The organism is Achromobacter insuavis, assembly GCF_902859645.1.
In the GTDB taxonomy this organism is placed as follows: domain Bacteria; phylum Pseudomonadota; class Gammaproteobacteria; order Burkholderiales; family Burkholderiaceae_B; genus Achromobacter; species Achromobacter insuavis.
The window spans coordinates 1-16,838 of sequence record NZ_CADIJR010000106.1; the positions used below are offsets into that span (position 1 = coordinate 1).

Here is a 16,838-nt window from a genome sequence, read left to right on the forward strand (position 1 = left end):
GCCGCGGGCGGGCGACTGGAACCACAGCGCCAGCGCGCCCCACGCGGCGCCGGCCACGGCCATGACCGCCAGCAGCGCCGTCATGACTGGGTCTGGGCGTTGCGCGCGACCGCCTCGCGGTCCTGGCGGCGCCAGCTGGCGCGCAGCGCCGCGATCTGGCGGATCGCCGCCTGCGACATCTTCCACCAGCCGAAGGGCCGCGGATCCGCCAGCATGCTGAGCGCGCGCGCATAGTCCAGCGTCAGGCCGGGGGTCCAGGCCATGGTCAGGGCGCGCTTGCGGATCTGCGCCGCCACCCACAGTTCCGGGGTGAACAGCAGCCGCCACAGCACGGCCCAGCCGGCGCCGGGTCCGTGCAGGCGGCCGACCACGCCGTCCAGCGCCGCCTCCAGCGCGGCCGAGACCGAGCTGGAACAGTTGCGGTGGGTGAGGTTGTAGATCTCGGTCTTGCGGTAGTCGTCCCAGAAGGCGCGCAGCCTGGCCGCGTCGTAGTTGCGGATGCGCACCTGCATGGTCGACGGGCACCAGGCCTGCGATTCGGTGGCGTAATCGGGTTGATAGATGCCCGGCACGTTGTTCTCGGCGGTGGCGCGCAGCAACGCGCCGAATTGTTCGGGCGAGCGGTCGATTTCCTGGGCCGGGTACAGGCTGATGTAGACGCCGTCGGGGGATTCGAGCGCGGCATGGCCGGTGGAGATGACGCCGTTGCTGTCCACGGCGGCGATGTAGCGGTCGACCACCGGATAGTTGCGCGTCTCGGTCCTGGCCGAGCCCGACGGCGTCCACACATGCACGGTCAGGGCGCGCTCGCCGGCTTGCGGCGGGCCGTCAAACACCTTCTGCGCGGGGCCGTCCACGCGCGTCGGCATGAAGGCGGGGTCGGGATTGCTGGCCAGCGCCGGGTTGGCGTCCAGGTTGCGCACGCGGCGGGCCAGCCATAGCAGCTTGACCCCCGAGATCGCCAGGAACAGGCCGATGCAGTACGGCACCGTGCCGACATAGTGGGTGGGGTAGGGCTGGAAGAAGAAGATCGCCAGCAGCACCTCGGCCACGCCCGAGGCGAACACCACGCGCCAGCGCGGGTAGCGCACCACGTAGGCGGCGATGCACTGGATCAGGCCGTCGACCAGGAACAGCAGCCCGAAGATCATCGACAGCACGAAATGGCCGTGATGCTGGCCCGCCAGCACCAGGGCGCCGGCCAGCAGCACGAACACGCCCTTGGTGTAGCGCAGCACCCGCTGACCGCCGACGCCGGACGTGGCGGTGGCCAGCGTGGCGATGCCTTCGATGACCAGCAGCGCGGCGAAGAAGTCCAGGGGGAAGTAGAGGGCGTTGTCCAGCGCGTCGATGAAGACGAACGCGCCGGCCGCCAGCATCAGCCAGCCGCCGATCATCAGGGCGCGGGCCCGCTTGTGCAGATAGTCGACGCCAAGCAGCAGCAAGACCAGGTGGCTCATGGGGGCGGAATCTCCATGCAGGGGCGCGGCGCCATGGGTGGCGGCTGTCGCATGCAGGGTACCGCGAGCGCGGCCCGGGCGTCGAGCCCGGGTCCGCGCCGGCGCGGGCCGCCTCAGGCCATGGCGGGAATCACCCGCGGGCGCAGCGTGGCCAGCACCCAGTAGACGCCGCCGCCGATCATCACGCCGAAGAACCAGCCATAGGTGGCCCACCACGCCGGCAGCAAATCCGTGAAGTTGGGCAGGATGGTCGAGAACACGCTGCCGATGCCGGTGGCGATCAGCGCGTTGACGTTCCAGCCGCCCTGGTAGCGGTACTCGCCGTGCTCGTCGTACAGCGCCGCGACATTGATGCGGCCCTTGGCCACCAGGTAATAGTCCACCAGGATGATGCCCAGCAGCGGCCCCATGGTGGCGCCGATGGCGTTGACGAAGTGCGCCGCGCCGCCTTCCCACGGCGCGAACGGATACAGCACCAGCGCGATCAACGCCGCGATGTAGCCGCCGCGCTTGAAGTCGATGCGCTTGGGGAACACGTTCGAGATATCGAACGCGGCCGACACGAAGTTCGCCACCACGTTGATGCCCAGCGTGGCCACCGCGAAGGTCAGGGCGGCCAGCAGCGCCAGCACCCAGCTGTCGAACTTGGTGGAGATCTGCTCGGGGTGCAGCAGCACTTCGCCATAGACCTTGTAGGCGGCGATGGTGGTGACGCCCGCCACCAGCGAGAAGGCCACCAGGTTCACCGGCAGGCCCCACAGGTTGCCGCGCTTGACCGCCTGCTTGTCGCGGGCATAGCGCGAGAAATCGCAGAAGTTCAGGTACAGCGCGGCGAAGTAGGTGATCCAGGTCGCGCCCACCGCCATCAGCGCCCAGAAGCTGCCCGGCGCGCCGTTCACGCCCGCGTCGCGCGTCTTGTCGAGCAGCACGTCCATCGGAATACCGTGGTCCAGGCTGAAGCCGCCGGCCTTCACGCACAGCCCCACCGCCAGCACCAGCATGGCGATCCACACCGCCGGGCCGGCCCAGTCCTGGAACCGGCGCACGGTTTCCATGCCCTTCTGGATGATGAGCAATTGCAGCGCCCAGATGCCGACATAACAGATCAGCTCCAGCCCCGAATGCCCCAGCCAGTGCGTGTTCTGGTGGAACGCCAGCAGGCTGTCGTTGCGCACCAGCAGCGCCACGATGGCGCCCGAGGCCGCCGCCGTCTGCGCGCCGTACCAGAAGCACGCCACCACCGCGCGCACCAGCGCCGCCAGATTGGCGCCCCAGATGCCGAACGAGGCGCGCGCCAGGACGGGGTAGGGCACGCCGGTCTTCTCGCCGGCATAGCCCATCAGGTTCATGAGGAAGAAGATCACCAGCGAGCTCAGGCCGATGGCGATCAGGAAGTTGACGAAGCTGCCGCACAGCAGGAACAGGCTGGCGGCCAGGTAGTAGCCCCACAGGCTGTGCACGTCCGAGGTCCAGACGTTGAAGATGCTGAAGGCGCCCCAGCGACGCTCTTTCGTGGGGGCCAGGTCCTCGTTGTAGAGACCGGGCGACGGATTTCGGATATCGATGGCGAGCTCCCTGACCCAGGTGTGGGCATGGCCGTAAAGGAAGCCGGGCGGACCAATTACAGCAGCAACACTTGGACGGAGCCTGGCGCGTACTATGGTGTGCAAAGAGTGTATACAACCTTTGCGCCAATACGCCCCTGGGGTTTTCCCTTCCGGGAGGGGGCCTGCCTGCGCAGGCCCCGGCGGCCGTCAGCCGCGCACCGCGCCCCGCAGCCACTGGCTGGCCAGGTCGAGCACGATGTGCGCCTGTTCGCGGTGCGGCACGTGGCCGCAGTTTTCCAGCAGCGCCTGTTTGCCCCCGGTCAGGCGGGCGATGATCTCGGGGTGCGCGGCCGAACCGTACTCGTCCGCTTCGCCATGCAGCGCCAGCACCGGGCAGGTGATCTGGCGCAGCGTGTCGTTGAGGTTCCAGTCGGCGAAGGCGGGCGACAGCCAGGTGTCGACCCAGGCGCTCAGGACCCAGGCGGCCTTGTCGCCGTGATATTTCTTCAGGCGGTCCAGCTGGCCGGGCTCGGCGAAGTTGCGCTGCGCCGCGCGGATGCCGTCGAGCGTGCGGTCTTCGGCGAAGGTCTGCGCGGATTCGGTGATCAGCGCGCGGCAGTCGTCGGGATGGGCCGCCGCGCAGCAGATGCCCATGCCGCCGCCGACGCTGTGGCCGAAGGCGATGAAGGGGCCGATGTCGAGCGCCTGGCGCAGCGCCTGGAAGCCGTCGCGGGCCTCGGCCTCGACAAAGCCGGTGGCCAGGGTGGCGGGGTTGGGATCGGAGCGGCCGAACCCGAGCCGGTCGTAGGCGATGACGCCGCGCCCGGTCGCCTCGGCCAGTTGTTCGGGGAAATCGCGCCACAGCTCGACGCAGCCCAGCGAATCATGCAGCAGCACGATCGGCGCCATGCCCGCGTCCCGGCCCGCCGGGTCCCAGCGCCGCGCGAAGAGGCGGCCTTGCGGGGTGGGCACATGGACATCCTGGCGGGCAATCGACGACATGGGGGGGATCCTGGCAAGCAAAAAGGCGCCGTGGCGCCGTTCGAGGGAATCCCGGGATTATAGGAAACCGCCCGCGCTATTCCTCGGCGGTCCACTCGACCTGCACGCCCAGGCTGCGCAGGTTCTCGACGAAGCGCGGGTGGGCGCGGCGGATCGGGGTGGCGTTGCGGATCTCGGAGCGCCCCTCGATGCTGCTGGCGATCATGAACAGCGCGATCGCCACGCGGATGATGTAGGGGCTTTCGACCACCGCCGGCGTCAGCGGATTGCCGCCGAAGGTGATGACGCGGTGCGGGTCCGACGAGAACACGTGGGCGCCGAACTTGGACAGCTCGCCGGTCCAGCCCAGCGCGCCGTCGTAGACCTTGTTCCAGAACATCGCGTTGCCCTGGGCGCACACGCCCAGCGCGATGAAGATGGGCAGCAGGTCCACCGGAAAGTACGGCCAGGGCGCGGCTTCGACCTTGGTCAGCACGTTGCTGGTGAAGGGCGTCTGCACCTTCAGCGGGCCGTCGCGCAGCGCGCGCGACCAGCCGTTCTCGTGCACGATCTTCACGCCGAACTTGGCGAAGGTGCGGTCGATCAGCGGGAAGTTCGACGGCGTGCTGTTGCGCACCACCACGTCGCCGCCGGTGATCGCGCCCAGCGCCAGGAAGGTGGTGATCTCGTGGAAGTCTTCCTCGAAGGTGAACTCGCCGCCGCGCAGCGTGGCGCCGCCGCGCACCGTCAGGCGCGAGGTGCCGATGCCGTCGATGTCGGCGCCCATCATCGTCATGAAGCGGCAGAACTCCTGCACGTGCGGCTCGGACGCGGCATTGGTCAGCGTCGATTCGCCGGCCGCGGCGGCCGCGCACAGCACGAAGTTCTCGGTGGTGGTGACCGAGGCGTAGTCCAGCCAGTGATGGGTCGGCTTGAGCGGGCCGGCGCTGCGCACCAGCAGCGAACCGCTGGCGCGTTCGACCTCGCCGCCGAACGAACGGAAGATGTCGACGTGCGGATCGATCTCGCGCACGCCCAGCGTGCAGCCCTTGACGTTGTCCTCCAGCCGCGCCACGCCGAAGCGCGCCAACAGCGGCGACACCAGCATGATGGACGAGCGCATCTCTTCCGGCAGGCGGTGGCGCGCGGCGTCGAACGTCGTGTCGCGGTGGTGCAGGTCCAGCGTGCGGGTGGTTTCGTCCAGCCGCACCTCGCTGCCCAGGGTGCGGAAGATGTCGAGGATCTTGCGCACGTCGGTGATGTCGGGCACGCCGTGCAGCCGCAGCGGCTGGTCGGTCAGCAGCGTGGCGCACAGGATCGGCAGCACCGCGTTCTTGTTGGCCGACGGGATGACGCGGCCGCGCAGGGGCGTGCCGCCGTGGACGATGAGATTGGACATGGGTGAGGAGCTTGGACGACAGGTAGGGGAAAACGCGAGGGAAATTGTACCGGCATGGCCCGGGCGGCGTTTGCGGCGCCGCGGGGGCGCCACTTCACGGGCCGCGGCAAGCGCGTGACCTGGCCGGAAAACCCGTGTGAATCCGTTTATCAGTTTCCGCGGTACGTTGAATATCCGTACTGGCTCAGCAGTAGCGGCACATGGTAGTGCTCACCGGACTTTGGCACATGGATGATAACTGGAATTTCAGGGAAGAATGTGTCCTCGTTATGAGCGGCGTAATACTTTCCGGTTTCGAAAGTCACTCTGTAATCGCCTGGATTGATCGCCTCGTCAGCCGGGTAAAGCGCATTGATGCGCCCGTCCTTGCTGGTAATGGCGGAATTCAGTTTTATCCATTTTTCCCCTTCCTTTTTTTCAAGAATCACCGTAACGCCTTCGGACGGCACGCCTGTTTTCAGATTCAGCACATGGACGCTGATGGGGTTCTTCGCTGTTTCGGCATTTGCCGAAATTGAAATCGCTGATGCCGACAGCAATGCCGCTGCAATCGCATGTTTTAAATATCCATTCATTATCTATCCTTGTTTGAAAATGAAAAATGAACAAGGATGGTAATGTTGGTGGTGCGGCAGGGTCAAACGCTCAAAGTTAAATTTTTGTTTAATTCTTTATTCCGGGTATCGCCATAAGATATCGCTTCCTTGCTTGGTAGAAATGGTTTTTTTATGAATAAAGTATTTTTGCATTTCATTATTCCCGCAATGCTCCTGAATAACTCGGTTTTCGCGGGCCAGGACGCTTCCCATTCAGAAATGACGTCGGCGATGGCATCTTCGTTGGTGAACACGGCGCTTTCCGTTTGCCACGACGAGAAAAGAACGGGCGTTGTTGCCGTTGTCGATAAAGGCGGGAATCTGGTCGCTCTCCAACGTGACGACAATGTCGGTCCTCACAATACAATTGCCGCGCAAAAAAAGGCCTACACCGCGCTTTCCACCAAAAGCGACACCCGCGAACTCGCTAAAAAGGCCGCATCAAACCCTGAGACGCAAAACTTGAATACCGTGCCGCAACTGTTGCTATTGGGTGGCGGCGTTCCCATCAAATCTGGCGATACCGTCATTGGCGCAATTGGCGTGGCTGGCACAGGCGGTCCCGCCGATGATCAGCACTGCGCCCTGGAAGCAGTCAAGCGGGTGACGACCAGATAATTCAGTCGGCCGCCGCGCAACCGCCCGCGCGGAAATTCCCGGCCGAAGAAAATTTCAGGCTGAATTAAGCGATTCCCATTATGATTCGCAGGCTGCCATGGCATTCCCGCCGTGGCGCCGTAAGCGTTCACGTCATCCAACGCGCCTTCGGACCGCTTTGCCGCGGCCGGGCGCGCCTGCGTGAACGCGGGGTCGGGCCCCGTCGCCGCAGGCGCTCCCTCCTTCGGGACCGCTACACATCATGACCCCCACTGCTTCCCAAACCACCACTGCCCAGGCCACGCCGCCGCCGGATGCGCGCCGCCTGTACTTCACCGCCTTGCTGGTGGCCGCCGCGTTCTTCATGGAGAACCTGGACGGCACCGTCATCACCACCGCCGTGCCGGCCATGGCCCAGGACTTCGGCGTGCTGCCGGTGGACCTGAACCTGGGCGTCAGCGCCTATCTGCTGACCCTGGGCATCTTCATCCCCATCAGCGGCTGGATGGCCGACCGCCACGGCGCGCGCCGCGTGTTCTGCAGCGCGCTGGTGATCTTCACGCTGGCCTCGCTCGGTTGCGGCATGGTCAACGACCTCTGGTCCTTCATCGCGCTGCGGGTGCTGCAGGGCGTGGGCGGCGCGATGATGGTGCCGGTCGGCCGCCTGGTCGTGCTGCGCAACACGCCCAAGCACGAACTGATCCGCGCCATGTCGATCCTGACCTGGCCGGCGCTGGTGGCGCCGGTGCTGGGGCCGCCCGTCGGCGGCTTCATCACCACCTACGCCTCGTGGCGCTGGATCTTCTACCTCAACCTGCCGCTGGGCCTGGCCGCGCTGGCCGCCGCCTGGGTGCTGATCCCGAGCGACCGCGCCGCCGAACGGCGTCCGTTCGACTGGGCCGGCTTCCTGTGGATCGGCGGCGGCCTGTCGAGCCTGCTGTGGGCGCTGGAACTGTTCGGCGGCGCCACGCCGGCCTGGGACCGCATCGGCCTGTGGCTGGCGGCCAGCGTCGCGCTGCTGGCGCTGGGCGTGCGCCACCTGCGCCGCCACGCGCATCCCATGCTGACCCTCACGCCGCTGAAGATCCGCGCCTACGCGGCCAACTTCTGGGGCGGTTCGCTGTTCCGCATGTCGGTCGGCGCGGTGCCGTTCCTGCTGCCGCTGATGTTCCAGGTCGGCTATGGCATGGATGCGTTCCGCGCCGGCCTGCTGGTGATCGCGGTGTTCGCCGGCAACCTGACGATGAAGTTGTTCACCACGCCGGTGCTGCGCCGCTTCGGCTTCCGGCCCACGCTGGTGGGCAATGGCATCCTCAACACCGCGGCGCTGACCGCGTGCGCGCTGATCGGCCCCGACATGCCAGTGGCGTTGACCGCGCTGCTGCTGTTCATCGGCGGCATGTCGCGCTCGATGCAGTTCACCGCGCTCAATACCCTGGCGTTCTCCGAGATGCCGCAGCCGCAGATGAGCGCGGCCAACACCTTGTTCTCCACCATGTCGCAACTGGCGCTGGGGATGGGCGTGGCGCTGGGCGCCATCGCCATCCGCATCGGCGAATGGAGCGTGCCGCTGCTGGGCCTGGAGGGCGCGCCGGGCGCGGCCTATCGCCTGGCGTTCCTGGTGGTGGGGCTGGTGTCGCTGATCGGCATGCTGGATATCTTCCTGCTGCCGCGCGGCGTCGGCGAGGACGTGGCGCGCAGCCGTCCGGCTTGATGCGCCAGGCGCGGCGGCTCGTGGCCGTCGCGCCGCCCGGCGGCGCGCGTGTCAGCCGGCGCGCGGCAGCAGCCCGTCCGGGCCGAACGCCAGGCGGGCGAAACGCTCGCCGATGCGGCGATGCGCCGCGCCGTCCGGGTGCAGTTGGTCCGGCAACGGCAGGTCGGCAAAATCGGCCTCGCCGTACAGTGCCAGGCCATCCAGGTAGCGCAGGTTCGGATCGCTGGCCGCGCGCTGCGCCGCGATGCGCCGCAGTTCGTCGCGGATCAGCGTCAAGGTCAGCTTGCCGGCGCGGCGCTCGGCCGGATCGCCGGTCGCGAGAAACGACACCTTGCCCGCCGCCAGCGCGTCCATGTCGAACGCGCCGGGGCCGGGCGTGTCTTCGTGGATCGGGCAGAACAGCGGCGACACCAGCAGCAGCGGCGTGTCGGGATGACCGTCGCGGATCGTGTCCAGAAAGCCGTGCACCGCCGGCCCGAAGGCGCGCAGCCGCATCAGGTCGGCGTTGACCACGTTGATGCCCAGCTTCAGGCTGATCAGGTCCGCGGGCGTGTCGCGGATCGTGCGCGCCATGAACGGATCGAGCAGGGCGCTGCCGCCAAAACCGAGGTTGACCAGTTCGACGCCGCCCAGGCTTGCCGCCAGCGCCGGCCAGATCGCCGTCGGGCTGTCGCCGTTGGAGCCGTGGCTGATGGAACTGCCGTGATGCAGCCACATCGGCCGGCCGTCGTCATCGACCGGGTCGATGGGCGCGTTGGCGCGCAGCGCGGCCAGCGCCGTGGTCTCGTTGTGCGGCAGCCAGATCTCGATCCGCTTGGCCTGGCCGGGCAGGCCGTCGAACCGCAGCGTGGCGACGGGGCCGCGCTGGTGCGCGCGGGCGCCGGTCGCCATGTCGATCGTCACCACGTCGCCGCCATCGGCGCTGGCCTGGCCGGCCAGCCGGCCGTCGATGCGCAGGTCGTAGAGACCGAGCGGACGCGGCGGCACGCCGGTGTAGGCGTAGCGCGTCGGCACGGTGTCCAGCTCGATCGCGGTGGCGCGGGTCTGGAACACCAGCCGCACGCCCGAGGGTTGCGCTTCGACCATGGCCAGCTGCGGGTCTGGGCATTGCGCCCGGGCCCAGGCGGGCAGGCGATGCGGCAGGAGGCCGCGCGCGGTGGCTTCGAGTTCGAGGGCGCCGCGCACCAGCGCGGGAACGATGGCGGTGGTCGTCCAATCGGACGTCGGGGTGGTCATGCGGTACGGGTCCAGCGGTGCGGGTCCGGCAAAGGAAGGGTCAGGCGCGCGGTGCGGCGAGACGGAACTTGCGCAGCATGACCGCGCCGCCGATCGTCAGCGCCAGGCCGCCACCCAGGTAGGGCAGGCCGAAGATCAGCAGCCAGAAGAACAGCGCCGTGTTGGCGTCGCGCGCGTCGGCCGATCCGGCGGGATGCCCGCCCAGGTCCATTCCCGGCAGGGCGGCCAGCAGCGTCAGCAGCAGCGTCACGCCCAGCACCAGGCAGCCCCACGCAATGCGGCGCCGGTTGTCGGCCACGCGCAGCAGCGCCACCGCCACCACCACCGCCACCACGAGGCACAGCACACTGCCTGTGATCAACATGCGGTCCAGCGCCACCGGGTCGAGCGGCGCGCCGGGCTGGTCCAGCCCGAAGGCCATCTGCAGCAGTGAGTTGATGACGCCGTAGGCGGCGCGGCCGATGAGCAGGCCGAAACCGACGCTGGCCAGCCACTTGATCACGGTGGTATTCATTCTCGGGATATCCTGTGGGTTGCCTGATCGTTAAAGAATACGCCAACTGGAGCCTGCGTCCGATGTCCGAGCATCACCAGTTCATCTTCCCGCGTTACCCGCATCGGGCCCCGCCCGACTGGCGCGGGCTCGAGGCCAGGTTGCTGGCCGACGGTTATCTGCTGGCGCCGCGTGGCGCGCGGGTGCCGCGCGCCGAACTGTTCAACCTGGGCATGCGGCTGGCCGGCCTGAAGGAAGGCTCGTTCCAGTACCGCGACGGCATGCGCACCCCTGGCGACGTGATCGCGCTGTACCGGGATGCCGGCCATCTGCCCGCCGCCATGCCGGTGCGGCATGACGACACCGTGCAGGAGACGCTGGAACTGCTGGCCCGCCACGGCATCACGCCGGATGCGCGTTTCCTCGACGACGAGAGCAGTACCTGGCGCAGCCCCTATTACTGCCTGGGGCCGGCGGCGCGTGACTGCCTGGGCGCCGACCTGCGCGCGCAATACGACGCGGACCCGGCCGCCTTCGGCGTGCTGCTGCTGGCGTACGACCGCCCCGAACCCTACGTGGCCGCTGGCGAAAACCTGTCGCCGCCGACCTTGCCGGACTCGGATGAACCGCTCGAAGCCTTGCCGCCGATCGGCACCTACCTCGATCTGCTGGGCGCGGCCTACGAAGACCCGGCCGTGCAATGGCGCAATCCCGATGACGGGCGCGACTACCATCTGTTCGACCTGGATTGGCAATACAGCCTGGCGCTGGGCTACCGCATGATCCGCACCGACTGTCTGGATCGGGACAGCGCCGAAGCGCTGGCGCGGGTGGTGGCCGGCATCGCCGATCAGCCGATGGCGTGCAGCCACCGGCATCTGTGATCCGGCCGCTTGTCGATCAATAGTAGATGTCAACGTAGTCGGTCAGGCCGCCGCACGCTTCCATCTGCTGCAGGCGCCAGTACTTGCGCTTGCCGGTGGCGCGGAACTCGTAATCGCCGGTGCGTTCGCAACGGCGGCCCTTGTCCGGCGCGTCCAGGATCAGGATGGTGCCGCGGAAGGTGAAGCGGTCGGCCGAGATCGACAGCACCTGGCCGTTGATCGACACCGAACCCTTGTCGGTGGCGTGACCGCCTTCCAGGCGCACCACGTCGTTCTCGTCCACGGCCTTCAGCTTGCCGCGCGCGTCGGTCCACAACCATTGCACGCTGACGCCGCTGTTGTGCAGCAGGCGCTCGTAAGCGGCCTGGTCCTTGATCTCGGTTTTCTGCCCGCCCTGGGCTTGCGCCTGCGCCGGCGCCTGGTTCTGCGTCGAACCGCGCGGCGGCAAGCGGCCGTCGTTCTGCGCGGGCTGCTGGGTCTGCATCTGCGTCTGGCCTTGCGATTGGGCCGCGGGGCCGCCGCGCGGGGGCAGGTCGCCCGCCAGCGTGGCGGAGGTCACGGTGGCCAGGGCCAGGCCCAGGGCCAGCAGGCCGGCTATCCGTTTCTTGCCGGCCGAGGCCGGGGCGCGATCTTGGTTCTTGTGCATGATGGTCGAGAAGAAAGGGAAGGGGAAAGCGCACTGCCGCCGGCGCGCGCGGGGCGGCGCCGTCAACTGGGGACGTAACTTAGCACGCGGCCGCGACGGGGTAATTGCGATTTCCGTCTTGTGTATCCAATCGTTAATAGCATCGCCGCGGGCGGCGCCTGGACCCGCGATCGCGCCCCTTCAGGGCTTGGCGTAGTGGTTCTTCTCGTACTTCGGACGGGCCTGGAAATTCTTCAGCGCGTAGGCCAGGAATTCGGCCTTGCTGATGCGGCCGTCGCCGTCCGTGTCCATCGCGGTGATCTGCTCGGGCGTGGCTTCCTGCAGCAGCGGGCTGCGGGTGAGATAGCCGTCGGCATTGACGTCCTGCTTGTTGAACGCGGCTTCCATGCGGGTCAGGTATTCCTGTTCGCTCATGGGGCCGAGGTTGCCGGGCTCGATGGCGGCGTCGGGCGCGGCCGGCGGCGTGGCCGGCGGTGTGGCCGGTTTCGCGGGCGCGGTTTTCGCGGGCGTGGCCGGGCTCGCGGCAGCATCGGCCGCCGCCATGGCGTTGGCGGCAATGCTGGTCAGCAGCAGGGCCGCGATCAGGCTGCCCATCCGGGTGGCGTGTTTCATGGTTTTCCTTGTTATTCGAAATGCCGCGCGGCCTGTCCGGTGGAGCGCACAGGGCACTGCCATGGCCGCGCGCGGCCCATTTTGCCTGAATCGGCAAGGCGCGTGCCGGATACAATCTTTCGGTTACCAATCGCGCCATTCATACAAAAAGAGGATCGGCGATGCGGACACTCGTAGTCGGCGCCAGCGGCGCGACCGGACGGCTGCTGGTCGCGCAATTGCTCGACCGCGGGCAAGCGGTCAGGGCCATCGTGCGCGCGCCCGACGCGCTGCGGCGCCATCATGGCGACAGCCGCCTGACCTTGATTCAGGCCGGCGTGCTGGACCTGGATGACGCCGATCTGGCGCGCCATGCGGCAGACTGCGCGGCGGTGGCGTCGTGCCTGGGCCACACCCCGACGCTCAAGGGCATCTACGGCGCGCCGCGCCGCCTGGTGACCGACGCCGTGCGCCGCCTGTGCGGCGCCATCGCCGCCAACCGGCCGCCGCAACCGGTCCGCTTCGTGCTGATGAACACCGCCGGCAACCGCAACCGCGACCTGCGCGAGCCGCTGTCGCTGGCCCAGCGCGGCGTGGTCGGCCTGGTGCGCGCGCTGGTGCCGCCGCATGCCGACAACGAGCAGGCCGCGGACTACCTGCGCACCGCCATCGGCCAGGGCCACGCGGCCGTGCAATGGGCGGTGGTGCGTCCCGACAGCCTGCGCGATCGCGATGCCGTCAGCGCCTACGAGGCGCATCCGTCGCCCATCCGCAGCGCCATCTTCGATGCGGGCCACGTCAGCCGCGTCAACGTCGCCCACTTCATGGCCGAACTCGCCAGCGGCGGCGCGGCGTGGGCGCGCTGGCGCGGGCAGATGCCGGTGCTCTACGACAGCGAGACGCGCCAGGCCGCCTGAGCGGCGCGGCTATTGCGGCAGCAGCCGCATGCCGGTGCGCTTGACGAACTCGTCATAGCCGATCGGCGGGCCGGCCTTGGTGCTGGCGCTGTTGGCCTGCCAATGGACCCACGAGCGCCCGGTGGTGGCGTCGTACACGACCTTGTAGAGATAGGTCGGCACCGCGACGCCGGCGCCGATGGTCTTGGGCCGCTCGGTGTACACCGGTCCGGTGAAGACATACACATCGCCCGAGGCGCGCATCACGTATTGGCGCGTGTCCTGCTCGATGCGGCTCCAGGGGCCGGCGTTGTGCTTCTGGTCCTGCGGCACCATGTTGGCCAGCGAAAAGCTCTGCGCCATCGCATCCGGCGTGGCCATGTCGCCGGCCGGCGCCATGTGGCCGCGCGAGAAGCCCGAGCCGCGGTAGTCGTCCAGCTCGGCGCGTTCGGCGCGCGGCACGCGCGCCTCGGCGTAGAACTTGTCGGTGCGGTGCAGGCCCTTGGCCTGCGCCAGGTTCTGGCGGTTCAGGCGTTCGGCCACGAACACCGGCGTCTTGGTCTGGCCGTTGTGCAGGATGGCGAACGAGGAAAAACAGACCTCGCGCAGCTGCTGGCCGGCGGGCACCGCCGGCGGCCGCGCGTTGGGGAAGAACTGCGGACATTCCGTGAACGCGGTCTGCACCAGCGCCGCGTTGGGCGCGGGCAGCGCCACCGGCGCCGTGCGTTCCTGCCCCGGCCAGCCCAGGTGCGACAGGGCATCGCCCACCGACGCCGGTATCTTCCACTGCGGGTGGAGCACGTAGGTGGCGGCGCCGAAGCTCGCCAGCGACGTGACGATCAACGCCCGCAGGAAACGCGGGATCCGTCCGGCGGAGCGGGCGGCGGTTCGGGAGGAGGGGCTTCTCTTTCTGGGAGCGGGTTTCTTCGCGCGGGTCATACTACCTGGGGGCTGCGGACCGGCCGCCCAGAGCAGCCGATCAATGTGACCCCGGATTGTAGATGAGTGGCGGATTTGTCACGCTGTGGCGCGAATGCGCGGCCGGCGGGCCGATGTCGCACTCAAGCGGCCGCGCCCGCCGCCGCCCGTGCCATCAGGCCGGCAAGGCGTCGCGCATGATCGCGACGGTCCAGTCCACGAAGGTCCTGACCGCCGCCGTGGCCCGCGCCTGCGGATAGACGATCGAGATCGGCACCGGCGCGCAGCGCGCCTGCGCCAGCACTTCGCGCAGGCGGCCGCTGCGCAGGTAGATCGACGCCGCCACCTCCGACAGCTGGATCAGGCCCAGTCCCTCCAGGCCGCAGTGCAGGTAGGCCTCGGTCTCGTTGACCGAATAGCGGCCGGGCAACGCCAGCGCGATGTCCTCGCCGTCGACCCGGAAGCGCCAGTCCAACGGCCGGCCGCTGGCGTTGGACAGGTAGTTGACGATGCGGTGGCTTTGCAGTGCCGCCACCGAGTCCGGTTCCCCGAACTGCTTCAGGTAGGCTGGCGCCGCGCAGGTCAGCCACGCCAGCCGCCCGAGCGGGCGCGCCACCAGCGTCGAATCGGCCAGCGGGCCGCTGCGGATGGCGCAGTCGATGCCTTCGTACACCAGGTCCGCGGGCCGGTCGCTCAGCCCCAGCGCCACCTCGATGTCCGGATAGCGCGCCTCGAACTCGCGCAGCCGTGGCACCACCAGCGCGCGGCCGATGACGCCCGGCATGTCCACCCGCACCCGGCCGCGCGGCGCCTGCGTGGTGGCGGCCATGTCGTGTTCGGCCTCGGCGATGTCGGCCAGGATGGCCTGGCACGACGCGAAGTAGCGCGCGCCGGCGTCGGTCAGGCTCAGGCTGCGGGTGCTGCGCCGCAGGAGCGGCGTGCCCAGGTGCGCCTCCAGGTTCTTGATCGTGGTGGTCACCGACGAGCGCGGCATCGCCAGCGTTTCGGCGGCCTTGCTGAAGCTCTGCGCCTGCACCACGCGCACGAACGTCGCCATTGCTTGAAGTTTGTCCATGGACGGGAGCCTTGGGGAATGCGCTGGAGAAGGGGAATGTTAAGCGGTTCGCGCGGTGGGCGGATCGGCCTCGATACGGGCCGGCTCGGGTAGGGGCGCGACGGGTTCGCGCAGCGCGCGTTGTGAATTCAGGCGCGCCGAACAATGGGCGCGGGGCGCGCTCCTACACTGCCCGCATGCCGGCAGCGCGGACGTTGGCGGCGTGTCAGCCACCGTCGTCCGCGGTGCCTTCCCTGAATCATTTCCCCGGAGTTTCCATGTTGAATCACAACGCCATCCTGGTCCTGGGCGCGGGCCAGCTCGGCATGGCCATGCTGCGCGGCCTGGCGCGCCGCGCCGCGGGCGATGCCGGCGTGTCCCTGTCGGTGCTGTTGCGGCCGGCGGGGCCGCGCTCCGACGATCCGCGCAAGCAGCGCGACCTGGCCGAGCTGCAGGCCCTGGGCGTGCGCATCGTCGAAGGCGACCTGGTTGCCCAATCGACCGCTGAACTGGCCGCCACATTCGGCCGCTTCGATACCGTGATCTCGTGCACCGGTTTTGTCGGCGGCCCGGGCGTGCAGCGCAAGATCGCGCAGGCCGCGCTGGCCGGCGGCGTCGGGCGCTTCGTGCCCTGGCAGTTCGGCGTCGACTACGACGCCATCGGCCGCGGCAGCCCGCAGGACCTGTTCGACGAACAGCTCGACGTGCGCGACATGCTGCGGGCGCAGCGCGCCACCGAATGGATCATCGTCTCCACCGGCATGTTCACCAGCTTCCTGTTCGAGCCGTCGTTCGGCGTGGTCGATCTGGCCGGCCGCCGCGTCAACGCGCTGGGCGGCTGGGACACCGCCGTCACCGTCACCACCGCCGAAGACATCGGCGAACTGACCGCCGAGATCCTGTGGGCCGAGCCGCGCATCGCCAACCAGGCCGTCCATGTCGCCGGCGACACCGTGACCTACGGCGAACTGGCCGAGCGCGTGGCGCGCGAGCTGGACATCGAGATCGGGCGCCATGTCTGGACCGTGCCGGAACTGGAACGGCAGCTGGCCGCCGCGCCGGAGGACGGCATGCGCAAATACCGCGCCGTGTTCGCGCAAGGGCGGGGCGTGGCTTGGGAACCGGCGCGCACGTTCAATGCGCAGCGCGGCATCGCGGTGCATGGGCTGACGCAGTGGATTCGGGATAACCGGCCGGCATTGCGCCAGGCCGCCGGCGCGCAAGGCGCATAGCCGCCAGGTCCTCGATCCGGATCGCCTCGCGGGCCGCGGGCGCGGCTGTCAGTCCTCGTCGGGCTGCGCCTGCCGCGTCTCGAATTCCTCGCGGTTGTGCAGCGCGAAGTACAGCACGTCGCTCCACGCCAGGCCCAGCACGTAGTCCGTATTGCCGGTGCGGCTGCCGTCGAAACCGTCGTCCAGGCGCAGGCCATGGAAGGCGTCCAGCGGCGGCTCGCCCCGTTCGACGGTGGCCGCCAGCAGTTGGCGCCCGGCCTCGGCGGGATCCGCCGGCAGCGCATCGAGCGCCGCGCCGGCCTGGCGGCAGCGCGCGATTTCCTTTTCCGCGTTGGCCTTGAGCGCGGCCTCTTCGGATTCCATCATCAGTTCCAGCTCGATGGTCTCCAGCAGCAGGTATTCATTGCGGTGCGCTTCGAGAAAGACCAGGGTTTCGTCCAGCGCTTCCAGCAGCCGCGTCACGGACGTCGGGCCGCGGCCCCGCGCCGCGGGCTTGGCCGCGCCGGCCGGCGCCGCGTCGTCCGAGGAGAACAGGCGCTTGAGCTTGCCCAGCAGCGAGGCGGGTTCCGGCGTGGCCGGCGCCGGCGTCGCGGG

Annotated in this window: 17 protein-coding genes; 5 read left to right on the forward strand and 12 right to left on the reverse strand. The window is 68.7% G+C overall.

Going from position 1 to position 16,838, the window contains the following annotated elements; all coding sequences use genetic code 11:
• Positions 1 to 80: 80 nt before the first annotated feature.
• From H0523_RS29165 to uraH, 5 genes are all read right to left on the reverse strand, one after another.
• Positions 81 to 1,460, reverse strand: a complete 1,380-nt coding sequence (locus H0523_RS29165) for an HdeD family acid-resistance protein (RefSeq protein ID WP_054429786.1) — start codon at positions 1,458 to 1,460, stop codon at positions 81 to 83.
• A gap of 113 nt (positions 1,461 to 1,573) precedes the next feature.
• Complete coding sequence (locus tag H0523_RS29170; RefSeq protein WP_054430320.1) at positions 1,574 to 3,025, reverse strand: NCS1 family nucleobase:cation symporter-1; 1,452 nt, start codon at positions 3,023 to 3,025, stop codon at positions 1,574 to 1,576.
• 189 nt (positions 3,026 to 3,214) lie between these two features.
• Positions 3,215 to 4,009, reverse strand: coding sequence for an alpha/beta fold hydrolase (locus tag H0523_RS29175; protein ID WP_054429785.1), 795 nt, complete (start codon positions 4,007 to 4,009; stop codon positions 3,215 to 3,217).
• Positions 4,010 to 4,085: 76 nt separating this feature from the next.
• Positions 4,086 to 5,387 carry a UDP-N-acetylglucosamine 1-carboxyvinyltransferase gene (locus tag H0523_RS29180; RefSeq protein WP_054429784.1) on the reverse strand — a complete coding sequence of 434 codons (1,302 nt, stop codon included), beginning with the start codon at positions 5,385 to 5,387 and terminating at the stop codon, positions 4,086 to 4,088.
• 149 nt (positions 5,388 to 5,536) lie between these two features.
• Positions 5,537 to 5,962 carry a hydroxyisourate hydrolase gene (uraH, locus tag H0523_RS29185; RefSeq protein ID WP_082385518.1) on the reverse strand — a complete coding sequence of 142 codons (426 nt, stop codon included), beginning with the start codon at positions 5,960 to 5,962 and terminating at the stop codon, positions 5,537 to 5,539.
• A 153-nt stretch (positions 5,963 to 6,115) separates the two neighbouring features.
• Between uraH and H0523_RS29190 the strand changes: the two genes are divergently transcribed.
• Positions 6,116 to 6,601, forward strand: coding sequence for a GlcG/HbpS family heme-binding protein (locus tag H0523_RS29190; protein WP_082404385.1), 486 nt, complete (start codon positions 6,116 to 6,118; stop codon positions 6,599 to 6,601).
• A gap of 241 nt (positions 6,602 to 6,842) precedes the next feature.
• Entirely contained in the window at positions 6,843 to 8,294 is a 1,452-nt protein-coding gene (locus H0523_RS29195; protein ID WP_156349993.1) for an MFS transporter, read from the forward strand.
• A gap of 51 nt (positions 8,295 to 8,345) precedes the next feature.
• Here H0523_RS29195 and H0523_RS29200 read toward each other — a convergent pair whose 3' ends face one another.
• A complete protein-coding gene (locus H0523_RS29200) occupies positions 8,346 to 9,530 on the reverse strand; it encodes a GDSL-type esterase/lipase family protein (RefSeq protein ID WP_054429783.1) in 1,185 nt (394 codons plus the stop codon).
• A gap of 40 nt (positions 9,531 to 9,570) precedes the next feature.
• The gene (locus tag H0523_RS29205; protein ID WP_054429782.1) at positions 9,571 to 10,044 is read right to left on the reverse strand and encodes a hypothetical protein; all 474 of its coding nucleotides are present in this window, start codon (positions 10,042 to 10,044) and stop codon (positions 9,571 to 9,573) included.
• Positions 10,045 to 10,106: 62 nt separating this feature from the next.
• Between H0523_RS29205 and H0523_RS29210 the strand changes: the two genes are divergently transcribed.
• Complete coding sequence (locus H0523_RS29210; protein ID WP_054429781.1) at positions 10,107 to 10,907, forward strand: hypothetical protein; 801 nt, start codon at positions 10,107 to 10,109, stop codon at positions 10,905 to 10,907.
• A 16-nt stretch (positions 10,908 to 10,923) separates the two neighbouring features.
• Here the strand turns inward: H0523_RS29210 and H0523_RS29215 are convergent, their stop codons facing one another.
• The gene (locus H0523_RS29215; protein ID WP_054430318.1) at positions 10,924 to 11,553 is read right to left on the reverse strand and encodes a hypothetical protein; all 630 of its coding nucleotides are present in this window, start codon (positions 11,551 to 11,553) and stop codon (positions 10,924 to 10,926) included.
• Between the two features lie 180 nt (positions 11,554 to 11,733).
• Positions 11,734 to 12,165, reverse strand: a complete 432-nt coding sequence (locus H0523_RS29220) for an EF-hand domain-containing protein (protein ID WP_231689751.1) — start codon at positions 12,163 to 12,165, stop codon at positions 11,734 to 11,736.
• Between the two features lie 161 nt (positions 12,166 to 12,326).
• Here H0523_RS29220 and H0523_RS29225 point away from each other — a divergent pair, with 161 nt between their 5' ends.
• Entirely contained in the window at positions 12,327 to 13,061 is a 735-nt protein-coding gene (locus H0523_RS29225; protein WP_054429779.1) for an NAD(P)-dependent oxidoreductase, read from the forward strand.
• Positions 13,062 to 13,070: 9 nt separating this feature from the next.
• Here H0523_RS29225 and H0523_RS29230 read toward each other — a convergent pair whose 3' ends face one another.
• Together H0523_RS29230 and H0523_RS29235 are read right to left on the reverse strand one after the other, a co-directional pair.
• Entirely contained in the window at positions 13,071 to 13,979 is a 909-nt protein-coding gene (locus H0523_RS29230; protein ID WP_180180238.1) for a DNA/RNA non-specific endonuclease, read from the reverse strand.
• A gap of 154 nt (positions 13,980 to 14,133) precedes the next feature.
• Positions 14,134 to 15,033, reverse strand: a complete 900-nt coding sequence (locus tag H0523_RS29235; protein WP_054429778.1) for a LysR family transcriptional regulator — start codon at positions 15,031 to 15,033, stop codon at positions 14,134 to 14,136.
• 257 nt (positions 15,034 to 15,290) lie between these two features.
• Between H0523_RS29235 and H0523_RS29240 the strand changes: the two genes are divergently transcribed.
• Complete coding sequence (locus tag H0523_RS29240; RefSeq protein ID WP_054429777.1) at positions 15,291 to 16,244, forward strand: aromatic alcohol reductase; 954 nt, start codon at positions 15,291 to 15,293, stop codon at positions 16,242 to 16,244.
• A 48-nt stretch (positions 16,245 to 16,292) separates the two neighbouring features.
• Here the strand turns inward: H0523_RS29240 and H0523_RS29245 are convergent.
• A partial coding sequence (locus tag H0523_RS29245; RefSeq protein ID WP_218950886.1) for a hypothetical protein occupies positions 16,293 to 16,838 on the reverse strand: 546 nt, incomplete at its 5' end.

Coding starts and splice junctions, on each gene's coding strand:
- H0523_RS29165 (WP_054429786.1), bottom strand. CDS start 1,460: ATGAGCCACCTGGTCTTGCTGCTGCTTGGCGTCGACTATCTGCACAAG.
- H0523_RS29175 (WP_054429785.1), bottom strand. CDS start 4,009: ATGTCGTCGATTGCCCGCCAGGATGTCCATGTGCCCACCCCGCAAGGC.
- H0523_RS29180 (WP_054429784.1), bottom strand. CDS start 5,387: ATGTCCAATCTCATCGTCCACGGCGGCACGCCCCTGCGCGGCCGCGTC.
- uraH (WP_082385518.1), bottom strand. CDS start 5,962: ATGAATGGATATTTAAAACATGCGATTGCAGCGGCATTGCTGTCGGCA.
- H0523_RS29190 (WP_082404385.1), top strand. CDS start 6,116: ATGAATAAAGTATTTTTGCATTTCATTATTCCCGCAATGCTCCTGAAT.
- H0523_RS29195 (WP_156349993.1), top strand. CDS start 6,843: ATGACCCCCACTGCTTCCCAAACCACCACTGCCCAGGCCACGCCGCCG.
- H0523_RS29200 (WP_054429783.1), bottom strand. CDS start 9,530: ATGACCACCCCGACGTCCGATTGGACGACCACCGCCATCGTTCCCGCG.
- H0523_RS29205 (WP_054429782.1), bottom strand. CDS start 10,044: ATGAATACCACCGTGATCAAGTGGCTGGCCAGCGTCGGTTTCGGCCTG.
- H0523_RS29210 (WP_054429781.1), top strand. CDS start 10,107: ATGTCCGAGCATCACCAGTTCATCTTCCCGCGTTACCCGCATCGGGCC.
- H0523_RS29215 (WP_054430318.1), bottom strand. CDS start 11,553: ATGCACAAGAACCAAGATCGCGCCCCGGCCTCGGCCGGCAAGAAACGG.
- H0523_RS29220 (WP_231689751.1), bottom strand. CDS start 12,165: ATGAAACACGCCACCCGGATGGGCAGCCTGATCGCGGCCCTGCTGCTG.
- H0523_RS29225 (WP_054429779.1), top strand. CDS start 12,327: ATGCGGACACTCGTAGTCGGCGCCAGCGGCGCGACCGGACGGCTGCTG.
- H0523_RS29230 (WP_180180238.1), bottom strand. CDS start 13,979: ATGACCCGCGCGAAGAAACCCGCTCCCAGAAAGAGAAGCCCCTCCTCC.
- H0523_RS29235 (WP_054429778.1), bottom strand. CDS start 15,033: ATGGACAAACTTCAAGCAATGGCGACGTTCGTGCGCGTGGTGCAGGCG.
- H0523_RS29240 (WP_054429777.1), top strand. CDS start 15,291: ATGTTGAATCACAACGCCATCCTGGTCCTGGGCGCGGGCCAGCTCGGC.